At 61.0% G+C, this 21,431-nt stretch carries 20 protein-coding genes; 16 read left to right on the plus strand and 4 right to left on the minus strand.

The window, feature by feature from the left end; genetic code table 11:
• Nucleotides 1-3 precede the first annotated feature (3 nt).
• From AB4N84_RS25465 to AB4N84_RS25475, 3 genes are all read right to left on the minus strand, one after another.
• Nucleotides 4-1,425, minus strand: coding sequence for an ATPase domain-containing protein (locus AB4N84_RS25465; RefSeq protein WP_460043781.1), 1,422 nt, complete (start codon nt 1,423-1,425; stop codon nt 4-6).
• 148 nt (nt 1,426-1,573) lie between these two features.
• Nucleotides 1,574-1,756 (minus strand): hypothetical protein, encoded by a 183-nt coding sequence (locus AB4N84_RS25470; RefSeq protein WP_143024298.1) that lies wholly within the window; start codon nt 1,754-1,756, stop codon nt 1,574-1,576.
• 112 nt (nt 1,757-1,868) lie between these two features.
• On the minus strand, nt 1,869-3,116 hold the full coding sequence (locus AB4N84_RS25475) for a 2-aminoadipate transaminase (protein ID WP_074750702.1): 1,248 nt from the start codon (nt 3,114-3,116) through the stop codon (nt 1,869-1,871).
• A 397-nt stretch (nt 3,117-3,513) separates the two neighbouring features.
• Here AB4N84_RS25475 and AB4N84_RS25480 point away from each other — a divergent pair, with 397 nt between their 5' ends.
• The 16 genes from AB4N84_RS25480 (at nt 3,514) to AB4N84_RS25555 (ending at nt 19,732) form a co-directional block, all read left to right on the plus strand.
• Nucleotides 3,514-4,389: a MurR/RpiR family transcriptional regulator gene (locus AB4N84_RS25480; RefSeq protein ID WP_074750700.1), complete on the plus strand. Its 876-nt coding sequence runs from the start codon at nt 3,514-3,516 to the stop codon at nt 4,387-4,389.
• A 98-nt stretch (nt 4,390-4,487) separates the two neighbouring features.
• Entirely contained in the window at nt 4,488-5,276 is a 789-nt protein-coding gene (locus AB4N84_RS25485; protein WP_460047142.1) for a transporter substrate-binding domain-containing protein, read from the plus strand.
• 2 nt (nt 5,277-5,278) lie between these two features.
• Complete coding sequence (locus tag AB4N84_RS25490) at nt 5,279-6,667, plus strand: MmgE/PrpD family protein (RefSeq protein ID WP_460043782.1); 1,389 nt, start codon at nt 5,279-5,281, stop codon at nt 6,665-6,667.
• Nucleotides 6,664-7,320 carry an amino acid ABC transporter permease gene (locus tag AB4N84_RS25495; RefSeq protein WP_460043783.1) on the plus strand — a complete coding sequence of 219 codons (657 nt, stop codon included), beginning with the start codon at nt 6,664-6,666 and terminating at the stop codon, nt 7,318-7,320. Before AB4N84_RS25490 ends, AB4N84_RS25495 begins: the two co-directional genes overlap by 4 nt.
• A gap of 9 nt (nt 7,321-7,329) precedes the next feature.
• Nucleotides 7,330-7,974: an amino acid ABC transporter permease gene (locus AB4N84_RS25500; RefSeq protein ID WP_074750692.1), complete on the plus strand. Its 645-nt coding sequence runs from the start codon at nt 7,330-7,332 to the stop codon at nt 7,972-7,974.
• Nucleotides 7,975-7,985: 11 nt separating this feature from the next.
• Complete coding sequence (locus AB4N84_RS25505; protein WP_074750690.1) at nt 7,986-8,753, plus strand: amino acid ABC transporter ATP-binding protein; 768 nt, start codon at nt 7,986-7,988, stop codon at nt 8,751-8,753.
• A gap of 37 nt (nt 8,754-8,790) precedes the next feature.
• The gene (locus tag AB4N84_RS25510) at nt 8,791-9,756 is read left to right on the plus strand and encodes an agmatinase (RefSeq protein WP_460043784.1); all 966 of its coding nucleotides are present in this window, start codon (nt 8,791-8,793) and stop codon (nt 9,754-9,756) included.
• A 65-nt stretch (nt 9,757-9,821) separates the two neighbouring features.
• Nucleotides 9,822-10,232 (plus strand): RidA family protein, encoded by a 411-nt coding sequence (locus tag AB4N84_RS25515; RefSeq protein ID WP_074750686.1) that lies wholly within the window; start codon nt 9,822-9,824, stop codon nt 10,230-10,232.
• Between the two features lie 675 nt (nt 10,233-10,907).
• Entirely contained in the window at nt 10,908-12,056 is a 1,149-nt protein-coding gene (gene arnB / locus AB4N84_RS25520) for a UDP-4-amino-4-deoxy-L-arabinose aminotransferase (RefSeq protein ID WP_460043785.1), read from the plus strand.
• On the plus strand, nt 12,053-13,063 hold the full coding sequence (arnC, locus tag AB4N84_RS25525) for an undecaprenyl-phosphate 4-deoxy-4-formamido-L-arabinose transferase (RefSeq protein WP_460043786.1): 1,011 nt from the start codon (nt 12,053-12,055) through the stop codon (nt 13,061-13,063). Before arnB ends, arnC begins: the two co-directional genes overlap by 4 nt.
• Nucleotides 13,060-15,051: a bifunctional UDP-4-amino-4-deoxy-L-arabinose formyltransferase/UDP-glucuronic acid oxidase ArnA gene (arnA, locus tag AB4N84_RS25530; RefSeq protein ID WP_460043787.1), complete on the plus strand. Its 1,992-nt coding sequence runs from the start codon at nt 13,060-13,062 to the stop codon at nt 15,049-15,051. Before arnC ends, arnA begins: the two co-directional genes overlap by 4 nt.
• Complete coding sequence (arnD, locus tag AB4N84_RS25535) at nt 15,051-15,935, plus strand: 4-deoxy-4-formamido-L-arabinose-phosphoundecaprenol deformylase (RefSeq protein WP_460043788.1); 885 nt, start codon at nt 15,051-15,053, stop codon at nt 15,933-15,935. Before arnA ends, arnD begins: the two co-directional genes overlap by 1 nt.
• Nucleotides 15,932-17,578, plus strand: coding sequence for a lipid IV(A) 4-amino-4-deoxy-L-arabinosyltransferase (gene arnT / locus AB4N84_RS25540; protein WP_460043790.1), 1,647 nt, complete (start codon nt 15,932-15,934; stop codon nt 17,576-17,578). Before arnD ends, arnT begins: the two co-directional genes overlap by 4 nt.
• On the plus strand, nt 17,575-17,919 hold the full coding sequence (gene arnE, locus AB4N84_RS25545) for a 4-amino-4-deoxy-L-arabinose-phosphoundecaprenol flippase subunit ArnE (RefSeq protein ID WP_460043791.1): 345 nt from the start codon (nt 17,575-17,577) through the stop codon (nt 17,917-17,919). Before arnT ends, arnE begins: the two co-directional genes overlap by 4 nt.
• On the plus strand, nt 17,916-18,341 hold the full coding sequence (gene arnF / locus AB4N84_RS25550) for a 4-amino-4-deoxy-L-arabinose-phosphoundecaprenol flippase subunit ArnF (protein WP_460043793.1): 426 nt from the start codon (nt 17,916-17,918) through the stop codon (nt 18,339-18,341). The genes arnE and arnF overlap by 4 nt, the downstream gene beginning before the upstream one ends.
• The gene (locus AB4N84_RS25555; RefSeq protein WP_460043795.1) at nt 18,338-19,732 is read left to right on the plus strand and encodes a UDP-glucose dehydrogenase family protein; all 1,395 of its coding nucleotides are present in this window, start codon (nt 18,338-18,340) and stop codon (nt 19,730-19,732) included. The genes arnF and AB4N84_RS25555 overlap by 4 nt, the downstream gene beginning before the upstream one ends.
• Before the next feature lie 54 nt (nt 19,733-19,786).
• Here the strand turns inward: AB4N84_RS25555 and AB4N84_RS25560 are convergent, their stop codons facing one another.
• On the minus strand, nt 19,787-21,412 hold the full coding sequence (locus AB4N84_RS25560) for an ArnT family glycosyltransferase (protein ID WP_460047143.1): 1,626 nt from the start codon (nt 21,410-21,412) through the stop codon (nt 19,787-19,789).
• Nucleotides 21,413-21,431: the final 19 nt, after the last annotated feature.

Raw genomic sequence — 21,431 nt, forward strand, 5'->3', positions numbered from 1 at the left:
TGTCTACGCGTTATGGGAATCGCCAAGGGCATGGAAATGAGCCTTTTTCACGTCAAGACCTTGCTCACTGATGGTGACTTCCAGCAGCGCAGGATCGTAGGGATTGTCCCTGATTTTAAGAATGGACAATTGGCGTTTAAGTTCAGCCCTTTCTTGTAGGAAACGCAGGACCAGCAAGTTGTCGACGATGCTCGACAGGTCCGGTGCCGGCGCATTGATCTCTCCGCCGAACAGACTCTGGACCTCCCAGGACGCTACTACAGTGACATCCCGCGCTCGCAGCTCGCCCATCAACGAGGTAAACAGGTCCTGCAAGCGCGACGTGTCGGCGGCGACCCGGGCCATTCCGCCCAGGCTGTCGAGAAAGACCCGCTTGATGGATTTTTCTTCGACCACCCGCAGCAGCTCAAGGGCCATTTTGTCGATCAAGCCGGCACCCGTCGATTTCCACAGGATGGTCAGGGCGCCGGACCGCTCCATGCTGGCGAAATCCAGACCCAGTGACGCAGCCTTCATGCGCAGGCGTTGCGGTGATTCGTAGAAGCCGAAGTGCAGGCCTGGCGATTCGACCGTCGACTGTCCCAGAAAACTGATGCCGAACGATGTCTTGCCCGAGCCGGAAGGCCCGATGATCAACGTCGAGGAAGAGGTCACCAACCCTCCGCCGATCAGCGGGTCGAGTGAAGGCAGACCGCTTGACACGAGCGAGCAATGGTCGCTGTCACGCATGGCCGAATCGGTCAGGGTGCTTTCAAGCCGCGGATAGACGACCAGCCCGTCCTCGGTGATCTCGCATTCATGCGCCCCGGCCAACGCGCCGCTGCCCCGGGTCTTGCGCATCTTGATGCGGCGGATCGATTTGGTGCCGACCACCTCTTCGCCCAACTCCAGCACCCCATCGACCATGGTGTGTTCAGGACTGCCATCATCGAGCTGCGAACTGGTCAGGAAAAACACCGTGCAGCCGGCAAAAGCGGCGTGGCCCTGCAATTCAGAGATGAACCGCTTGGTATTGAGCGGCGAATCCGCCCTGGACCGAGCGTTCAGCAGACCGTCGAGAATCATCACCGTGGACTTCTGACGCACGATTTCTCGGCGCAACAGCTTGACCACCTCATCCAGCCCGTCGTTTTCCATCGTGTCGAACGCGCTGACGAACTGGATCTGATCGCCGATCTTGTCTTTGTCGAAAAAACTCAACGTCGACAGAAACTGAAACAGACGCTCGTGCGGTTCGGCAAGCAGCGTGGCGAAGAGCACACGTCCACCCGCACGCGCATGGTTGAACCCGATCTGATTGGCCAGAATGGTCTTGCCCGACCCCGGACGTCCCTGAATGATGTACGACGATCCGGCGACGAAACCGCCCTTCAGCAACTCATCCAGTCCTTCAATGCCGCTCTGAAGGCGTTTTAGCTGGTTCAAATTCGCTTCCTCCGCTGGGGTTGTCAGCGTGGTGATTCGCACGACCAACGCGCGCGAGAAAAAGGCGCATTCTTCCGGGTTTAGTCGGGTATTCCAAGCACAATCATCAAGAATGGCATGCAGTTACCATGCAAAGCTCGAGTCACTCTCATGTGCCCGGTCCAGAGTCGACGGCCCCCTGCTCTTCAACGCAGCCTTGCGTTTCGGCCTTGGACTGTTCGCTACGGCGCTCTGGATCATCGGGTTTGATGGGTGCCGACAGCGGGTATTCCGGCGTCTCGTCGGGGAGTTCGGGAGATTGCGACGCTGGCGGAGGTGTTTTTGCGCTCATGACCACTGACTCATTCGGTGAATGCAGGGGTTAGAGTGCGCGGTCACACAGACGTGCGTTTCTTTTCACACAGATGCACCGCGCACAGCGCTTTTTTTGAAGGTATGACGGATCAGAGGCTCGCCAGGCACGCCTCGAGAATGTCCAACCCCTCGTTCAGCACCTCGGGCTCGATGGTCAAGGGCGCCAACAGTCGAATGATGTGACGGGCTTTGCCGCTCGGCATCAAGAGCAACCCGCGCTCCCTTGCGCTCGCCAGCAACTGAGCCATTTGTGCGGTAGCCGGTTTACCTTCCGGGGTCAGCAGCTCGATGCCGCGCATCGCGCCGACGCCGGTCAACCGCCCAAGGTACGGCGACAGCTTCTGCGCCTGCCATTGTTCGTAGCGGGTCAGCAAGGCGACCGAATACTGCTCACCCCAGGCAGCGAGGTTGGCATCGGTCATCTCATCCAGCGTGGCCAGACCTGCCGCGCACGCCAGTGGATTCCCGGAGTAGGTCCCACCCAGCCCGCCTTTGGGCAATGTATCCATCAGCGCCTTGCGACCGACGACTGCCCCCAACGGAACCCCGCCTGCGATGCTCTTGCCGAGCAACAGCAGATCCGGCTCGATGCCCAGACGGCTGAAGGCAAAGCGTTGACCGGTGCGGCCGAAGCCTGACTGGATTTCATCGATGATCAGGACGATGCCCTTGTCGTCGCACAGCCGGCGCAACGCCTGAGCGAACTCGACGTCCAGTGCCAGGAAGCCGCCCTCGCCTTGCACCGGTTCGATGATGAAACACGCGACTTCGTCGATGTCGATTTCCACGCTGAACAGCCTGTCCATCGCCTTCAGGGCTTCGGCGGTCGAAACACCATTGTCCGCGCTCGGATACGGCAGATGGAACACTGGCCCGGGCAGCGACCCGACTTTCTGCTTATAGGGCGCCACCTTGCCGTTGAGGTTCAGCGTCGCCAGGGTCCGCCCGTGAAACGCGCCATCGAACGCGATGACCGCCGACTTGCCAGTGTGTCCACGTACGATTTTCAGCGCATTCTCCGCCGCTTCGGCGCCGCTGTTGGTCAGCATGCCGCTGACCGGGTAGCTCACCGGAATAAACGCCGCCAGCCGTTCAATAAACCGTTGATACGGCACATGGGGGGCTGCGTTGAACGCGTAATGCGTCATGCGCTGAGCCTGCTCGCAAATGGCCGCCACGATTTTGGGATGGCAATGCCCCAGATTCAATACACCGATACCCCCGACGAAATCGATGTAACGCTTTGCATCAACGTCCCAGACCTCAGCGTTTTTTCCATGGGTAAGGCTGATGGGGTGAACGAAGGAAATGGACTGGCTGACTGACGGAAAATCCATGCTCAAACGACCTGCAGGCGGTGGGAGAGGCGCCTATTCAAGCGATCTCCCCGCTTTCTCACAAACGAAATAAAGGCAACGGGTCATTCCACCAGGGACTGACATCACTGCAGCAATGCGGTCGCACTGTCGCAGTGCGTCGCACCACGTCGACGCGTGGCGCCCCCGGCATCCGACGTCACGGGATGCCCTGGAAAGAAACCACGTCATTCACCACCCATTGCCGCTCTGCCTTTTTTGAATCAAACCAATCGAAATCGACCGACCTGAGTCGCCGCCCCTTCAACGGTGCGCCGACTGACCGCCCCTCAGTCATGAATCACTTGAATCATTTCGAAATTTTCTGGCACACCTGTTGCAATTTCACCCGGGACTTCAGTTCCAGGTGGCCAACCGGATGGACCGCGATCAGATTTGCACCCAGCTCCAGCAGCAGTTCGAGACCTTCCCGCGACAGGAGCGTGCGGCGGCCAGTTTCATTCTGGACAACCCCCATGAAATCGCCGTTATGTCGATGCGAGACATCGCCCGCCTGGCCAATGTGCCGCCCTCGACCATGACCCGGTTGGCCAAGCGCATGGGCATGACCGGCTACGATCAGTTGCGTGAAGTGTTCATCGACTCATTGCGCGGACAGAACAGCGCCTACGGTTCACGTGCGCATGACCTGGTTGAACTCAAGCAACGCGTCGGCGAACAGCGGGTCATTCAGGACATGGCCAACAACGCCATCGAGCAGATTCAGTCGATGTGCAGCAACGACAACCTGCGCGCCATTTCCCGTGCCGTAGCCCTCCTTGCAGGCGCGCGTCAGGTCTACTGCCTGGGCATGCGCTCGTCGTTCGGGGTGGCGTTTCAGTTTTCCCACGTGGCCTCCTACTTTGCCAAGAACGTGAGGCTGGTCGAAGGCGCCGGTGAAAGCGGCGTGATGTCGATCATCAATCAGACCAGCCCCAAGGACGTCGCTCTGGTGTGCAGCCTGCCGCGCTACTCGCGGCGGCTGATTACCCTCACCAATTACCTGCACCAGCAGGGTGTGCGCATCATCACCATCACCGACAGCCTGACCTCACCCACCGCACGCCTGGCGGCTGAAACGATCATCGTGAAAAACCAGACCCCTTCGTTCTACGACACCATCGTGCCCGCCATGCTCGTCAGCGAAATGCTGGTGGCGTTGATGTCTGCCGCCTCGACCCAGGACGTAGAAGCCTCGGTCACCCATACCGAAGAGAAGCTGCTGAGCCTCGGAGAGTGGTGGGACCTGGGTTGACCCTTTTTTCTAGACCTGCCGTTTTGCCTGGACACCTTGTCCATCCCGAATCATTCCTCTACCGGAGCGTCCTGATGAAAGCCAGACTGTGCAAGCCCATGCGTAAAACCCTCGTCGCCGCAGGGCTGTTTGCGGGCCTTAGCGCCCTGTTCTGCTCCACCCTCACCCAGGCCGGCGAAGCGCTGGACCACATCATCAAAAGCAAGGAATTGCGTGTCGCCGTCCCGGTGGACTACCCGCCTTATGGTTACGTCGGACCGGACATGGTTCCTCAAGGCCTGGACATCGACGTCGCCAACCTGATGGCGAAGCAACTGGGCGTGAAGCTGCAACTGGTGCCCGTCACCGCGCCTAACCGTGTGGCGTATCTTCAGTCGGGCAAAGCTGACTTCACCATTTCCTCGCTGGGCAAAACCCCTGAGCGCGAGAAAGTGATCGACTACAGCATCGCCTATTCGCCCTTCTTCGATGCGGTCTTCGGCAAGACCGCGCTGCCGGTCAAAACGATGGCCGACATGGCGGGCAAAACCGTGTCGGTGACCCGAGGGTCGATGCAGGATCGTGAACTGACCGACATGGCGCCTGAAGCCATCACCAAACGGTTCGAGGACAACAACAGCAGTATTTCAGCCTTCCTCTCCGGCCAGACACAGATGGTCGCCATCGGCACCACGGTGGCCGCCGCGCTCAAGCAGAAGAACCCGAACATGGACATTGCGCTCAAGGTGATTCTGTCCAATGCGCCGAATTACATCGGCATGAACAAGAACGAGCCCGAGTTGCGCAACAAGGTCAACGAGATCATTCGTCAGGCCAAGGCCGACGGCACGCTCGATGCAATCTCGCAAAAATGGCTGGGTGCGCCCGCAGGCGAGTTGCCAGAGTAACCATGGACGATTTCACGCCCTCACTGGTGACGCTCGCACGCTGGACGTCGGGCCTGCAGTTGGCGGACATTCCGCCCGCTGTGCAGCACGCCGCCAAGCGCTGCCTGATCGACACCACAGGTGTCGCCCTGGCAGGCAGTCGCACTTCGGTCGCCATGCAGGCACTTGCCCTCTCGCGCCTGACCGCAGCCGATGGTCAGGCCCGCGCACTGGGCGATGAGCGTCCGGTCTGTGCGCCAGCCGCCGCATTCGTCAACACGACAGCGGCGCATGCGCTGGATTTCGACGACAACGCCTACCCCGCGTTTGTCCACGGCTCGGCCGTGATCATGCCGGCGGCACTCGCGGTGGCGCAGATGCAGGGCCTCAGCGGCGCACGCTTACTGGCTGCGTTCGTGGCGGGCGCCGAGTGCGAATACGCGCTCGGCAAGGCACTGACCCGCCAGCTTTATGACCGGGGGTGGTGGACGACCGGTGTGCTGGGGGTCGTCGGGGCGTGCGCGGCTGCCAGCCATGCCTTGGACCTGACCACCGGCCAGACGGCGGCGGCATTCGCCCTCGCGCTGGCAGGGACCGGGGGCATGAAAGCAACTTTTGGCAGCGACGCGAAAACGCTCATGGCCGGACGCAGCAGTGAAGCGGGCGTCATCGCTGCGCTGTTGGCCCGCCAGGGCTGCACCGGCCCACTGGACATTGTCGAGCACAGCCGTGGTCTCGCCGCGATGTTCAACGGCGGGCGGCTGGAGCCGGTGACGATGCCTGGCGACAGCTGGAGCCTGCTAAAACCAGGCGTCGACATCAAGCGTGTGCCGGTGTGCCTGTCTTCCCATGCCGCCATCGATGCCCTGCGTGAAATGCTTGGCCGTGGTGTCGTTGCTGCGCCCGATATCGCTGAAATTATCTGCGACGTACCGCCGATCGTGATCCAGAACCTCGCGCATGACCTTCCGGTGACCCGACAACAGGCGCAGTTCAGCATGCCGTTTGCCATGGCCTGTACCGTCCTGCTGGGTGACCTTTCGCTCGCAATGCTGGACGACGCCGTGCTCGGCCGTGCCGACCTCAGGACATGGATGAAGCGTGTGCGCATGTTCAGCAGCGACCGCTGGCAACCGCGGTTGCTTGAATCAGCCCCGGAAGGGGCCTGGGTCAAGGTCGTGCGCCACGACGGTAGCGCCATTGAAGGCTTCTGCGCCATGCCCTTGGGGTCAGCCGCACAACCGCTCTCATCCGCGCAACTCAACGACAAATTCATGCAATGCAGCACCCGGGCGGTGCCGCTGCCTCGTGCACGGCGCCTGCTGGACGACCTGCTGCGCCTCGAACAGCTTCCGGGTGTTCGTCACCTGCTGGCACCTGAAGCGCTCAATGTGGAAACGATAGAACCATGACTCTGGATTTCTCGGTGGTATTCGCGCAGTGGCCGCAACTGCTCAATGGCCTGTTGCTGACCGCATTGCTGACCCTGCTGGCGGCGGTGTTCGGAACGACGCTGGGCATCGCCTGCGGCGTGATCCGCAGCAAAGGGCCGCGTTGGGCGCGCTGGCTGATCGGACTGTATGTGGAACTGATCCGCAACACGCCTTTCATCATTCAGTTGTTTTTCATCTTCTTCGGGTTGCCGGGGCTAGGGCTGAAAATGACCGCACTGACCGCAGCCATCCTCGCAAACGTGATCAACCTCGGGGCCTACGTCAGCGAGATCGCACGTTCCGGCATCGAAGCCACCCCCAATGGCCAGATCGAAGCCGCAGAAAGTCTGGCGCTTGACCGCTGGCAGATTTTCACCCGCGTCATTCTGCCCCCTGCGCTCAAACGGGTCTGGCCAGCGCTCGTCGGGCAGATGGTCATCATCATGCTGGGCTCGGCCGTGTGCAGCCAGATCTCCACCGAAGAGCTGTCCTATGCGGCCAACCAGATCGCCAGTACCTCGTTCAGGAATTTCGAGACCTACATCGTCGTGGCCGGGCTTTACCTGCTGCTGTCGATCGCGCTTCGCCGCCTGCTGAATTGGGTCGGTCCGCATTTAATCTTTGGTCGCTGAGGGACTGTCATGTACGAATTCACGCTGTGGGACATCGCCCGCAACCTGTTGCTGGCCATGCGCTGGACCGTCGGGTTGTCCCTGATCGCCTTCATTGGCGGTGGGCTTTTGGGGGCGCTCCTGGTCGTGTTGCGCCTCACCGGCACGCGCTTTCTGCGCCGACTGATCATGCTGTATGTGCAAGTGTTCCAGGGAACGCCGCTGCTGTTGCAGTTGTTCCTGGTGTATTTCGGTCTGTCGATGTTCGGCCTCGAAACCACGGCACTGGTCGCCGCGTCGATCTGCCTGACGCTGTACGCCAGCGCGTACCTGAGCGAGATCTGGCGTGGCTGCGTGGAGTCCATCGACAACGGTCAGTGGGAAGCGGCCAGCAGCCTGGCACTGAGCTTCAGCGAACAGATGCGCTACGTGATCCTGCCACAGGCGCTGCGGGCCGGCATCGCGCCCACCGTGGGTTTCATGGTGCAAGTGGTCAAAGCCACTGCGCTGACCTCGGTCATCGGCTTCGTCGAAATGACCCGCGCCGGACAAATCATCACCAACGCCACGTTCCAGCCGTTCTTCATCTACGGCTCGGTGGCCCTCATGTACTTCGCCTTGTGCTTTCCGCTGTCGCTGTACAGCCGCCGCCTCGAACACTCACTTCGCCGATAAGGGTTTCATTCATGACACCGTCAAATCACACCGACGCCAGTGGGGCCTTCGCCCTGGTGGACATTCGCGGTCTGCGCAAGCGCTTCGGCGACAACGAAGTCCTCAAAGGCGTGGACCTGCAGATCGCGCGCAAGGAAGTCGTCTGCATCATCGGCAAGAGTGGCTCAGGCAAGAGCACCCTGCTGCGCTGCCTCAACGGCCTTGAACAGTTTCAAGAAGGATCGGTCACCGTCGACGGCCAGCCGATTCGCCCCGACAACCGCCAGGCGATGCGTGAGCTGCGCCAGAACGTCGGCATGATCTTTCAGGGTTTCAACCTGTTCCCGCACCTGACCGCCGGGCAGAACGTGATGCTCGCGCCACGCCTGGTACAGAAAACCGCGAACGCCGATGCCGAACGCCAGGCCCGCAGGCTGCTGGAGCGTGTCGGCCTGAGCGAACGTTTCGATTACTTCCCGGACCAGCTTTCCGGTGGTCAGCAACAGCGCGTGGCAATCGCCCGCTCGCTGGCCATGAACCCGCAGGTTTTGCTCTGCGATGAAATCACCTCGGCGCTGGACCCCGAACTGGTGGGCGAAGTGCTCCACGTGGTGGAAGGCCTGGCCGCCGAGGGCATGACGTTGATCATGGTGACCCATGAGATGGCCTTCGCGCGCCGCGTCAGTGACCGGGTGATTTTCATGCATCAGGGGCAGGTGCACGAATCCGGCCCGCCCCATGCGCTCTTCGATAACCCGCAGACCGTCGAGCTGCGGCGCTTTCTTTCTCTGGATCACTGATCGCTTGACCGATCGCTCACCCCCTCAGGAGACACTCATGGCTTTCCCGCTGACCGTTCCACCTTCGAAAAAACACCAGAGCTTTTTGTGGTCGCCGATCTGCACCGACCTCGACACGCTGGACGCCCATGTCGCCATTCTGGGCATTCCGTTCGGCAAGGCGTACGTCGCCGAACACATCAGCAACGACCAAAGCAAGGCGCCTGACGCCATTCGCGCGATGAGCGACCGTATCTGCCGTGCCTTGCACCACTACGACTTCGACGTGGGCGGCCCGATCTACGACAACCGCGCGCTGAAGGTGGTGGACTGCGGCAATGTGCCCGCCGATCCGTCCGACCTGAACAGCACCAGCCTGAGAGCCGAACAAGCCGTGCGCAAGATCCTCGATGCGGGTGCCATGCCAGTGATTCTGGGCGGCGATCACAGCATCCCGATCCCGGTCCTGCGCGCTTACGAAGGACGGGGTCCGATCACCCTGATTCATATCGACGCGCACCTGGACTGGCGAGAAGAAATCAACGGTGTGCGCGACGGCCTTTCCAGCCCGATCCGCCGAGCCTCGGAGATGGACCACATCGGCGAAATCTACCAGATCGGCCTGCGCGCTCAAGGCAGCGGACGCCCTACGGACTTCCAGGCGGCCGTCGACTACGGCGCACACCTGATCACGGCCTACGACGTCCACGACAACGGCATGCAGTCGGTGCTCGACCGGATTCCAGAGGGCGGCAATTATTACCTGACCATCGACGCCGACGGGCTTGACCCTTCGATCATGCCCGGCGTTGCAGGTCCGGCGCTGGGGGGGATTACCTACGTGCAGATCCGCAAGTTGATCCACGGGCTGGTCAACAAAGGCAAGGTGGTCGGCATGGACATCGTCGAAATCACCCCGTCGATCGACGTCAACAACATCAGCTCCATTACCGCCGGGCGCTTGATCGTCAACCTGATTGGCGCCGCCGTGCGCGCTGATTACTTCGACGCGCCGCCGCTGTAAGGCCCCTGCGCTCTCATATTCCGGCCAGGGATGGCCCCCGGTCCACGCTCATCAGGTTAGAAACCATGCCGACCCACACCCGCATCAGAATGTTCAACACCAAGGACACCTACCCCAATCAATCGCTGGACAATGATCTGTGCCAGGCGGTACGCGCCGGTAACACGGTGTACGTCCGTGGCCAACTGGGCACGGATTTCGACGGCAACCTCATCGGTCTGGGCGACGCCCGCGCGCAAGCCGAGCAGGCGATGAAAAACGTCAAGCAACTGCTGGAGGAAGCCGGCAGCCAGCTGCAGGACATCGTGAAAATCACCATCTACCTGATCGACCCGCGTTACCGCGAAGAGGTGTACCGCGAGGTGGGGAAATGGCTCAAGGGCGTGTTTCCGATTTCTACCGGCCTGGTGGTCTCCGCATTGGGGCAACCCCAGTGGTTAATGGAAATAGATGTCATCGCTGTTATTCCGGAATGACTCGCTTTTACTTCTCAACAAAGTGTCCTGTTATAAACGGATCCTAAACAACTCATACACCTGTCCGGCCTGTGTCTTCTGGCCGGCCGGACGACTTATAACGGTTATTGCGACTGCCCCTCTCTGCGCTCCCCGCCCCGCTCCGCTGCTTAATACTGTTTCGCCTCTTTCACGATGTTTTGTCATCCATTTTTGATAGTGCCAGGCCTCACGGGTTGTCACCGTGCGGCGTTTCAGTTTCTGTTCAGCTTCAGGAGCGTACGCTCGACTCAAGGCCCCGTAGAACGGTGAGTCCTGAACGCCTGCAGCACGGGGCACCTGTAAAAAAGCGGCGGAGAATAGAGGAAATTTATGACTTTTTCATTTCACCCCCACAGAAAATTTAAAGCGTCTTCATCTCCGTCCACACCGATGAAACAACAACACGCTTTCAACGGAATTTTCATAATTAACGTTCTACCATCCCAATAACGAAACTGCGAAAACTTGCTGTTCTTTAACAGCACAGCAAATGCATTACACCAAGAATCGGGCACCGCTAACACCCGTTTTATCTGCACGCCCATGCGGCCGACATCATCTAAGTAACGAGCGTCTTCGCTACAGGCGACTCGCGTGTTCGCTTGCGCGCCTCGACGACGACCTCACTATCGTCACACGTGCTGGAGGGTCTACATGAGTCTGGATTTTCTTCCTTTTTCCCGCCCGAGCATGGGCGACGAGGAAGTGGCAGCCGCCACCCGTGTTCTGCGCTCAGGGTGGATCACCACGGGCCCGGAATGCCAGCGGCTGGAGCAGCAATTCGCCGAGCGTTGCGGCGCGCAGCAGGCCGTGGCGCTTTCGTCAGCGACGGGGGCCATGCACATCACCCTGCTCGCGTTGGGCATCGGTCCGGGCGATGAAGTCATCACGCCCTCGCAGACCTGGGTCTCCACCGCCAACATGATTTGCCTGTTGGGCGCGACCCCGGTGTTCGTCGACATAGACCGCGACACGCTGATGACCGACGCCGCGATGATCGAGCGCGCCATCACCCCGCGTACCAAGGCCATCATTCCGGTGCATTACGCCGGTGCCGCGTTTGATCTCGATCCCCTGTATGCCTTGGCCAAACGCCATGGAGTCGCGGTGATCGAGGACGCTGCCCACGCCGCCGGGACGCGCTACAAAGGTCGGCCAGTCGGCGCCTCTGGCACCGCCATCTTTTCGTTTCATGCGATCAAGAACATGACCTGCGCCGAAGGCGCGATGTTCGTCAGCGACGATCCCGGGCTGGCCGATCGTGTTCGCCGCCTGAAATTCCACGGTCTGGGCGTCGATGCCTATGACCGCCTGACCCACGGCCGCAAGCCCCAAGCCGAGGTGATCGAACCGGGGTTCAAATACAACCTTGCGGACATCAACGCCGCCATTGCCCTGGTCCAGCTTGAGCGCCTGGACGCGCTCAATGCCCGTCGCGCCGAACTGGCGAGTCATTATCTGGAACGTCTGGCAGGCAGCCCCGTACAACCCTTGGCGCATCCGCGCTACGACCAGCACCACGCCTGGCATCTGTTCATTCTGCGCATCGACGCCGAGCGCTGCGGCCTGGACCGGGACGCGTTCATGAAAGCCCTGCAGGCGCAAAACATCGGCAGCGGCATCCACTTCATTGCGACCCACCTGCACAGCTACTACCGCCAACGGTTCCCGGACGTGCGCTTGCCCGAGACCGAATGGAATTCGTCGCGGTTGTGTTCCATCCCCTTGTTCCCTGACATGACCCTTGACGATGTTGACCGCGTCGTCAGCGCCATTGAATCCATTGTGGAAGTCCGCTCGTGAAACCGTACCCCATCCACCGCGTGTCGATCGTCATCCCGGTCTACAACGAGGAACAAAGCCTGCCGGAACTGCTGCGCCGCACCGAAGCGGCCTGCGCGCAGGTGAGCCAACCCTGCGAAATCATCCTGGTTGACGACGGCAGCCGCGACGAGTCCGCCGAGATCCTGCTCGAGGCCAGCCAGCGTGAAGGCAGCCCGGTGGTCTCGGTCATCCTCAACCGCAACTATGGTCAGCACGCCGCGATCATGGCCGGTTTCGAGCAGTGCAAAGGCGACCTGGTGATCACGCTGGATGCCGACCTGCAGAACCCGCCGGAAGAGATCCCGCGACTGGTCAAGCTGGCTGAACAGGGTTACGACGTGATCGGCACGGTGCGTGGCAATCGGCAGGACTCGGCCTTGCGGCGCTGGCCTTCAAAACTCATCAACCTGGCCGTGCAGCGCTCCACCGGCGTGGCCATGACGGACTATGGCTGCATGCTCCGCGCCTACCGACGCAGCATCGTCGACGCCATGCTGGCCTGCCGGGAACGCAGCACCTTCATCCCGATTCTGGCGAACAGTTTTGCCCGTCACACCACTGAAGTACAGGTGATGCATGCTGAGCGCGAGCATGGGGAATCCAAATACAGCGCAATGAAGCTAATCAATCTGATGTTCGACCTGGTCACCTGCATGACCACGACGCCGTTGCGGTTGTTGAGCATCATCGGTTTCAGCATGGCCTTTCTCGGCGTGCTGTTCGCGACGCTGCTGATCGTACTGCGCCTGATCTTCGGTGCGCCATGGGCGGGACACGGCACCTTTGTCCTGTTCGCGGTGCTGTTTGTCTTCACCGGCGGACAGTTCATCGGCATGGGCCTGCTTGGCGAATACCTGGGTCGCATGTACAGCGATGTACGCGCGCGTCCACGTTTTTTCATCGAGAAGGTCGTGCGCAGCCAACCCGTTTCCGCCCCCCAGAAAGTCGATGCCCCTGCTCCCATTTTGAATAAGGTCGCACCATGAGCCTCAAAGCTGTTGTTTTTGCTTATCACGATATCGGTTGTGTCGGGATTGAAGCCCTGCTCAACGCTGGCTATGAGATTTCGGCGGTGTTTACCCACGCCGACGACCCCAGGGAAAAGACCTTCTTCGGCTCGGTCGCACAACTGTGTGCGCAGCACAACATCCCCGTTCATGCCCCTGAAGACGCGAATCACCCGCTGTGGATCGAACGCGTCGGCAAGCTGGCGCCTGACTTCATTTTCTCGTTCTACTACCGCCATCTGCTCAGCGAAACCCTGTTGGCATGCGCCAAAAACGGCGGCTTCAACCTGCACGGTTCGTTGCTGCCTCGCTACCGTGGCCGTGCGCCGGCCAACTGGGTGCTGGTCAACGGCGAGACCGAAACCGGCGTGACCCTGCACCGCATGGTCAAACGGGCCGACGCCGGCGCCATCATGGCTCAGCAGCGGGTGAGCATCAGCACCACCGACACGGCCCTGACCCTGCACGCCAAGCTGCGCGCCAGCGCGGCGGACCTGCTGTCCGAAACCCTGCCGTTGCTGGGCAAGGGACAATTGCCGGGGACCGAGCAGGATGAATCCAAAGCCACCTGTTTTGGTCGCCGTACGCCGGCCGACGGCCTGATCGACTGGCAGCAACCCGCATCGCACCTGTACAACCTGACGCGTGCTGTTACGCAACCCTACCCGGGCGCGTTCTGCCCGGTGGGTGAACACAAAATGATCGTCTGGAGCGCCAAGGTGCAATCCGGCAATGACGGTCAGGCCCCAAGCACGGTCATCAGCTGCGAACCGCTGCGCATTGCCTGTGGCGAAGACTCCCTGCTGATCACTGCCGGGCAGCGAGGCGATGACGGACTCTATCTGAGCGGTCCGCAACTGGCGCGGGAGTTCGGTCTGGTGGAGGGTTCGCGACTGGTGGGCGGCCAGAAGCGGCGTCAGCTCAAGCGTACCCGCGTGCTGATCCTGGGCGTCAACGGTTTCATCGGCAATCACCTGTCGGAGCGACTGCTCCAGGATGATCGCTACGAAGTCTACGGCATGGACATCGGCTCCGATGCCATCGAGCGCCTGCGCAGCCATTCGAATTTCCACTTCATCGAAGGCGACATCAGCATCCACACCGAATGGATCGAATACCACATCAAGAAATGCGACGTGGTGCTGCCGCTTGTGGCCATTGCCACCCCGATCGAGTACACCCGCAACCCGTTGCGTGTGTTCGAGCTGGACTTTGAAGAAAACCTGAAAATCGTTCGCTACTGCGTCAAGTACAACAAGCGTGTGATCTTCCCGTCGACCTCGGAAGTCTATGGCATGTGCCAGGACGCGAACTTCGACGAGGACACCTCCAACCTGGTCGTTGGCCCGATCAACAAACAGCGCTGGATTTACTCCGTGTCCAAGCAGTTGCTGGACCGGGTGATCTGGGCCTACGGGCAAAAAGGTCTGCAATTCACCCTGTTCCGTCCGTTCAACTGGATGGGCCCGCGCCTGGACCGACTGGATTCCGCTCGCATCGGCAGCTCGCGCGCGATTACGCAGCTGATCCTGCACCTGGTGGAAGGCACGCCTATCCGCCTGGTAGACGGCGGCGCGCAAAAACGCTGCTTCACCGACGTGGTTGACGGCATCGAAGCCTTGGCGCGCATCATCGAAAACCGCGATGACCGCTGCAACGCTCAGATCATCAACATCGGCAACCCGGACAACGAGGCCAGCATTCGCCAACTGGGCGAAGAGCTGCTGCGTCAGTTCGACGCGCACCCGCTGCGTGACAATTTCCCGCCGTTTGCCGGTTTCCGCGAAGTAGAAAGCCAATCCTTCTACGGCAAGGGCTACCAGGACGTCAGCCACCGCAAGCCAAGCATCGACAACGCGCGTCGCCTGATCGACTGGCAGCCGACCATCGAGCTGCGTGAAACCATCGGCAAGACCCTGGATTTCTTCCTGCGCGAAGCCATGGCTGAAAAAGCGGAAGCGAACTGATGCAGGCAGGCTTGCGCATTGACGTCGATACCTATCGCGGCACGCGGGACGGCGTGCCGCGACTGCTCGACCTGCTGGACGAAGCACAGATCAAGGCCACGTTCTTTTTCAGCGTCGGCCCGGACAACATGGGCCGTCATCTGTGGCGCCTGGCAAGACCGCAGTTTTTCTGGAAAATGCTGCGATCCAAAGCCGCCAGTCTGTACGGATGGGACATCTTGCTGGCCGGCACCGCCTGGCCAGGCAAACCCATCGGTCGCGACCTGGGCCCCTTGATGCGTCGCGCCCAGGACGCGGGTCACGAAGTCGGCCTGCACGCGTGGGATCACCATGGCTGGCAGGCGCATGCGGGCAACTGGACGCAGCACCAGCTCACGGCCCAGATCGCCCGTGGCGTGGATTGCCTCAGTGACATCCTCGGCAATGCCGTGACCTGTTCAGCCGCCGCCGGGTGGCGTGCGGATGAACGCGTTGTGCAAGCCAAACAAGGTTTCGGCTTCCGCTACAACAGCGATTGCCGAGGGCAAGGTGTATTCCGTCCGTTACTCACGGACGGTCAGCCGGGCACGCCGCAGATCCCGGTGGACCTGCCGACCTTCGATGAAGTCGTCGGTCCTCAGCTGGATGCCCGCGCTTTCAACAATTACTTGCTGGGCCGGTTCAGCCCTTCGAAGCTGAATGTCTACACCGTGCACGCGGAAGTGGAAGGGATTGTCATGGCCGAACATTTCCGTCATCTGCTCATCCAGGCGAAAACCCGGGACATACACTTTCAACCGCTGGGGAATCTGCTGCCTAACAACCTGGGGACGCTCCCTCAGGGGCATCTGGTGCGCGGCGCGCTCGATGGGCGTGAAGGCTGGCTGGGCGTGCAGCAACCATGAGCCGCCATCAGAACATCGCGTTGCTGATCGCGGCATTCTTGCTCGCGTATCTGTTGCCGCTGGGGACTCACGGTCTGTGGATTCCCGATGAAACCCGCTACGCCCAGATCAGCCAGGAAATGCTGCACAGCGGCAATTGGACCGTTCCGCATTTCATGGGGCTGCGCTATTTCGAAAAACCCGCCGCGGGCTACTGGCTGATCGCGGCGGCGCAGGCGGTGTTCGGCGAAAACCTGTTCGGCGTCCGTTTCGCCTCCGCGTTGACCACCGGCCTGAGCGTGCTATTGACCTGGCTGATCGCGCGACGCATCTGGTCTGACCCGCGCAAAAGTTTCGCGTGCGCGCTGCTGTTCATGAGCTTCTTCCTGGTCGCGGGGCAATCGGGGTATGCCAATCTCGATCCGCAATTCACGCTCTGGGTGAACCTGACGCTGGTCGCCTTCTGGTTCGCCATCCACAGTGTTGGACGGCAGCGTGTGTTGTGTTGGGCCCTGCTCGGTTTTGCCTGCGGCATGGGTTTCATGACCAAGGGATTTCTCGCCTGGGCCTTGCCTGTGGTGGTCGCCCTGCCCTACATGATCTGGCAGCGACGCCTGCGCGAGCTGCTGACCTTCGGTCCGCTGGCCATCGTTGTCGCGGTGCTGGTGTGCCTGCCGTGGGTCCTGGCAGTGCATGGCCGTGAGCCTGACTACTGGCGGTTCTTCTTCTGGCACGAACACATCCGTCGTTTTGCCGGCGAAGACGCTCAGCATGCCGAGCCATGGTGGTACTACTTGCCGCTGCTGGTGGCCGCATGCGTACCCTGGGCCTTGTTGCTGCCCGGCACGCTCAAGCAAGCCTGGGAGCAACGACGCCAGAGCCACAGCGGTTTTCTGCTGATGTGGCTGATCCTGCCGCTGGCTTTCTTGAGCCTGAGCAAAGGCAAGCTGCCCACCTACATTTTGCCGTGCCTGATGCCACTGGCCCTGTTGATGGGTCATGCGCTTGTTGAAGCCTTGAACGCTGGGAGGACCACCGCGTTGCGCATCAACGGCCTGTTCAACAGCGCCTTTGGCGTGATTGCGCTGGCTGCGCTGTTGTTCATCCAGTTCAAGAAAACGGTGTATCAGCAGGAGCCTCAGCACCTGACACTGGCGATTGCCGTGTTGCTGGGCTGGATCGCGACCAATGCGCTACAGGGCGCCAGGCCTCTTCGTTTCTGGCTGATGCCGGCGCTGGGCAGCTGGCTGACCATCGCGCTGGTTCCGGCGGCGCTGCCCAACAGCATTGTCTTCAACAAGACGCCGGATCAGTTCGTGGTGCGCCACTTCGATGAACTGGACGCTGCCACCCACTTGCTCAGTAACGACCTGGGTGCAGCGGCCGCGCTTTCCTGGCGTCTCAAGCGCAACGATGTGGTGTTTTACGACACCCGTGGCGAGCTCGAGTACGGGCTCGCGTACCCACAATCCAAACCCAGAGAAATCGACTGGAAACAGGTCCAGGCGTGGATGACCAAGGCCCGCCAGGAAGGTGCGGTCGCGGTGGTGATGCGCGGCAACGCGGTCGATGACGCCTACGAATTCAGCCTGCTGCCGCAGGACGGCAAGCGTTATGAGGAAGGCAATCTCACGATCATGATCTTCGACAGGACGCCGTCATGACGTTCGGCCTCTTGCTGTGTGCCTGTCTGCTGACGTGCATGGGTCAGATTGCGCAGAAGCTGACCGTCGAGCGTTGGGGGCACAGGTTCCCCGGCGTTGGCGCGGCGCTGCGAAGTGGCTGGTTATGGCTGGCGCTGGCGTGTCTGGGCGCAGGCCTGTTGCTCTGGCTGCTGGTGCTGCAGCGCGTGGACGTCGGCGTTGCTTACCCGATGCTGGCGCTGAATTTCGTGCTGATCACCTTGACTGGACGCTACCTGTTCAAGGAATCCGTTGACCGTCGCCACTGGTTCGGCGTGGCGCTCATTCTGGTCGGTGTGGTCTTGCTGGGGCGTCAAGCGTGAGCGCGCGCCGCGGCTTGAGCCTGGCCATGGGCAGCGTCGTGCTGGTCAGCGCGGCACAGCTGGGCATGCGCTGGAGCATGCAGCGGCTGCCACAACCCGCCCAGTGGCTGGCAGACCTACAAAGCGGCAACGTCGACTCGGTCGCGCTCAGCGTGGTGACGGCAGCGATCGCGGCGTACGCGCTGTCAATGCTGTGCTGGCTAGGCGCACTGCGTGATGTGCCTCTTAGCCGCGCCTATTCGCTGCTCAGCATCAGTTACGCAGCGGTGTACGTTCTGGCGGCTTTGCTCCCCTTTTTCAACGAGACGCTCACCGTTCCTCGAACGGTGGGTGTGACCCTGATCGTGCTCGGTGTAGTGACGATCAATTTCCGGCGTAGCTGCGACAACGGCAATAACAGTGACAAGGAGCTTTCCCGATGAAAATCAGCGTCTTCGGTAGCGGTTATGTGGGTCTGGTGCAGGCGACGGTGTTGGCTGAGGTTGGTCACGACGTGGTGTGCATGGACATTGACCCGGCCAAGGTCGAGCAACTGAGCAAGGGCCATGTGACCCTCTACGAGCCCGGCCTTGAAAACCTGGTTCGGGAGAACCTTGAGGCCGGGCGCTTGCACTTCACCACCGATGAAAAACGCACGGTGGAGCACGGAGAAGTGCTGTTCATTGCCGTGGGCACGCCCTCCCGACCTGATGGCTCCGCTGACCTCACCGCCTTCTTCGCAGTCGGCGACGCCATCGCCCGGCACCGCGAGACCTCGGTGATCATTGTCGAAAAGTCGACGGTGCCCGTGGGCAGTGGTGATGCCTTGCGCAGCCACATCGAGCAGCACCTGCGCCAGTCGGCCCGCCTGTTGAAATTCGATATTGTGTCCAACCCCGAATTCCTCAAGGAAGGCTCGGCGGTCAAGGACTGCCGTCGCCCGGACCGCATCGTCATCGGCTGTGGCAACCCGGATGTGTTCCCCGTCATGCGCGAACTCTACGCGCCGTTCAACCGCAACCACGAACGCATCATGTTCATGGACCTGCGCAGCGCGGAACTGACGAAATACGCCGCCAACTGCATGCTCGCGACCAAGATCAGCTTCATCAACCAGATTGCCGAGCTGGCCGAACACCTGGGTGCCGACGTCGAGTCCGTGCGGCTTGGCATCGGTGCCGACTCTCGGATCGGTTATGACTTCATCTATCCAGGCTGTGGCTACGGCGGCTCGTGCTTCGGCAAGGACATCCGCGCGTTGATTCACAGTGCGCGTGAAGCCGGATGCTCGAACGACCTGCTGAATGTGGTCGAAGACATCAACGAGCGCCAGAAGAACAAGCTGTTCGACCGCATCAACGCGTTTTACAAGGGCGAACTCAAGGGCAAGACGTTCGCGCTGTGGGGGCTGGCCTTCAAACCCAACACCGACGACATGCGCGATGCACCGAGTCGTGTGCTGATGGAATCGCTGTGGGCAGCAGGTGCAACGGTTCGCGCCTACGACCCGGAAGCCATGCAGGAAACCCAGCGGTTGTACGGCGAGCAGCCCAACCTGATCCTGATGGGCACACCGGAATCGGTGTTGTTGGGGGCCGATGCGCTGATCGTCTGTACCGAATGGCAGCAGTTCAAGGCACCGGACTTCGACCTGATTCAGCAGCGACTCAAGTCACCGGTCATCTTCGATGGCCGCAACCTGTACGACACCGAACGCCTGGCCAAGCGCGGCTTCCAGTACTTCCCGATTGGCCGGGGCGACTCCTGCAACCTGCCCATCCCGCAACAGCTGTGGGCGCCTTACGAACTGCTGGCCAACCATCACGCGGTGTAACCCCAAGACTGCGCGGCCTGGTCATCCAGGCCGCGCTTTTTTATGCCTGCGCTGTCACGGCGCCGGTAACCGAAGCAGCACGTACTCTTCCTTATCGAACCGGCCGCTGAGCAACACCGGCAATGCGCCCAACGGGGTGCCTTGCAACCGCTGAAAATCGTTGTTGCTCATCACCACATCCGCTGGCCCCTGCACCGTACTCAGCTGTTCCGGGGTTTCGGTGAACTGCGGCATCAGGTCCTGATCGACATTGACCATGAACTTGATGGCCTTGGCGTCTTTGCCCATCGAATGCAGCACCAGCAGCGCCTTGTCGGCTTGTGTGACCTGTCGGACCGCCTGGGTGAAGTGACGGGTGTCGTACAGCGTGCGCTCCGCTTTCTCGAAAATGCCGATGTAGCTGATCCAGACCGCCAACACCGCACACGCCGGCAGCCCGTACAAGCGCAAACGCGGGCGCATCAGCAAGGGCAACGCGATCAACTGCAACAGGCCCAGCGTCACCAGAACGGGGCCGATATCGCTCAGCGCCTCCGGAAAACGCGGGCGCACCGCCAGCAACCCGGCGACCAGCGCGCCAGGAATGAAACAGCACACCGTCAGCGTCATCCCCCGAAGCCACCAGAAGACGCGCCCTGTGCGCACCTGAAACGGATACGCCGCAATGATCGCTGCCATCGGCAACATCGGCAGGACGTAACGGGCCTTTTTTGCCTGCGGCACGGACAATCCAACCATCACCACCAGACCGGCGAAAGCAGCGAGGTACAACAGGTGCAAGGCAGCACTGGTCGGCCGCCGCCCGGTGACACCCACCACCGCCAACACCACCAGCGCCATGGGGTAGGCCAAGGCGTAGTTGCCAAGCGAGCTGCCGAAATACCACAGCAACGGACTGCTGCCTTCACTGCCATCCATCCGTGAAGTGATCTGCATGCGCAGCACCTCGGCCAATAACGCCTCCCCACCACTGAGCCGCGCTAACAGCAACAGAATCAGCATGCACGCCACTAATAGCGCCAGCGCAGACAACCCGAACGACCACAAGCGGCGCCATTGCTGGCTCAATACGTAGTAACTGCACATGACGCCGGCAGGCACGACCAGGCCAATCGGCCCCCGAATCGCGAACCCCAGCACCAGCAGCGCGAACACCGCCCACAGCCGTCGCGCTGAGCCGAAATGATCAGTCGCATAGGCCAGGTAGAACACAAAGAACGACACGGTCGCGAGCATCTGGTCCAGGGACACCGCCCGGGTTTCGGTAATGAACGTGTTGGTGAGCAACAAAAACGCAATGCTCAACCACGCCCAGCGTCGCGAATAGGGCGCCAACAGGCGATACATCAACCCCACCATGACCGCCGAGGCAATGCAGGTGGGCAACCACGCCGTCAAACTCGTGACTTCGCCGAGCGGCAATGAAAAGAGATAAATCAGCCAGGTGGAAAACGCCGAATAATCCGGGTAAGGCTCGCCATACGTGGTGGGGAAAAAGCCCGGTCCATGGCGCAGCATTTCCTGGGCGAAGAGCACGAAACGTGAGTCGAAACCCACGATGCTCAGGTGCCAGCTGGCGGCAACAAACAGCAGGAAGGCCAGCCCGCCCGCGCTCCAGGCCTGGCGTCTGGCGCGCGCCGGCGTGACACCCGATAAAAATTCAGACGCGATCGATGTCAACACAAACTCCTCTTGCCCG

The sequence above is a fragment of the Pseudomonas sp. S2_H01 genome (assembly GCF_054668305.1).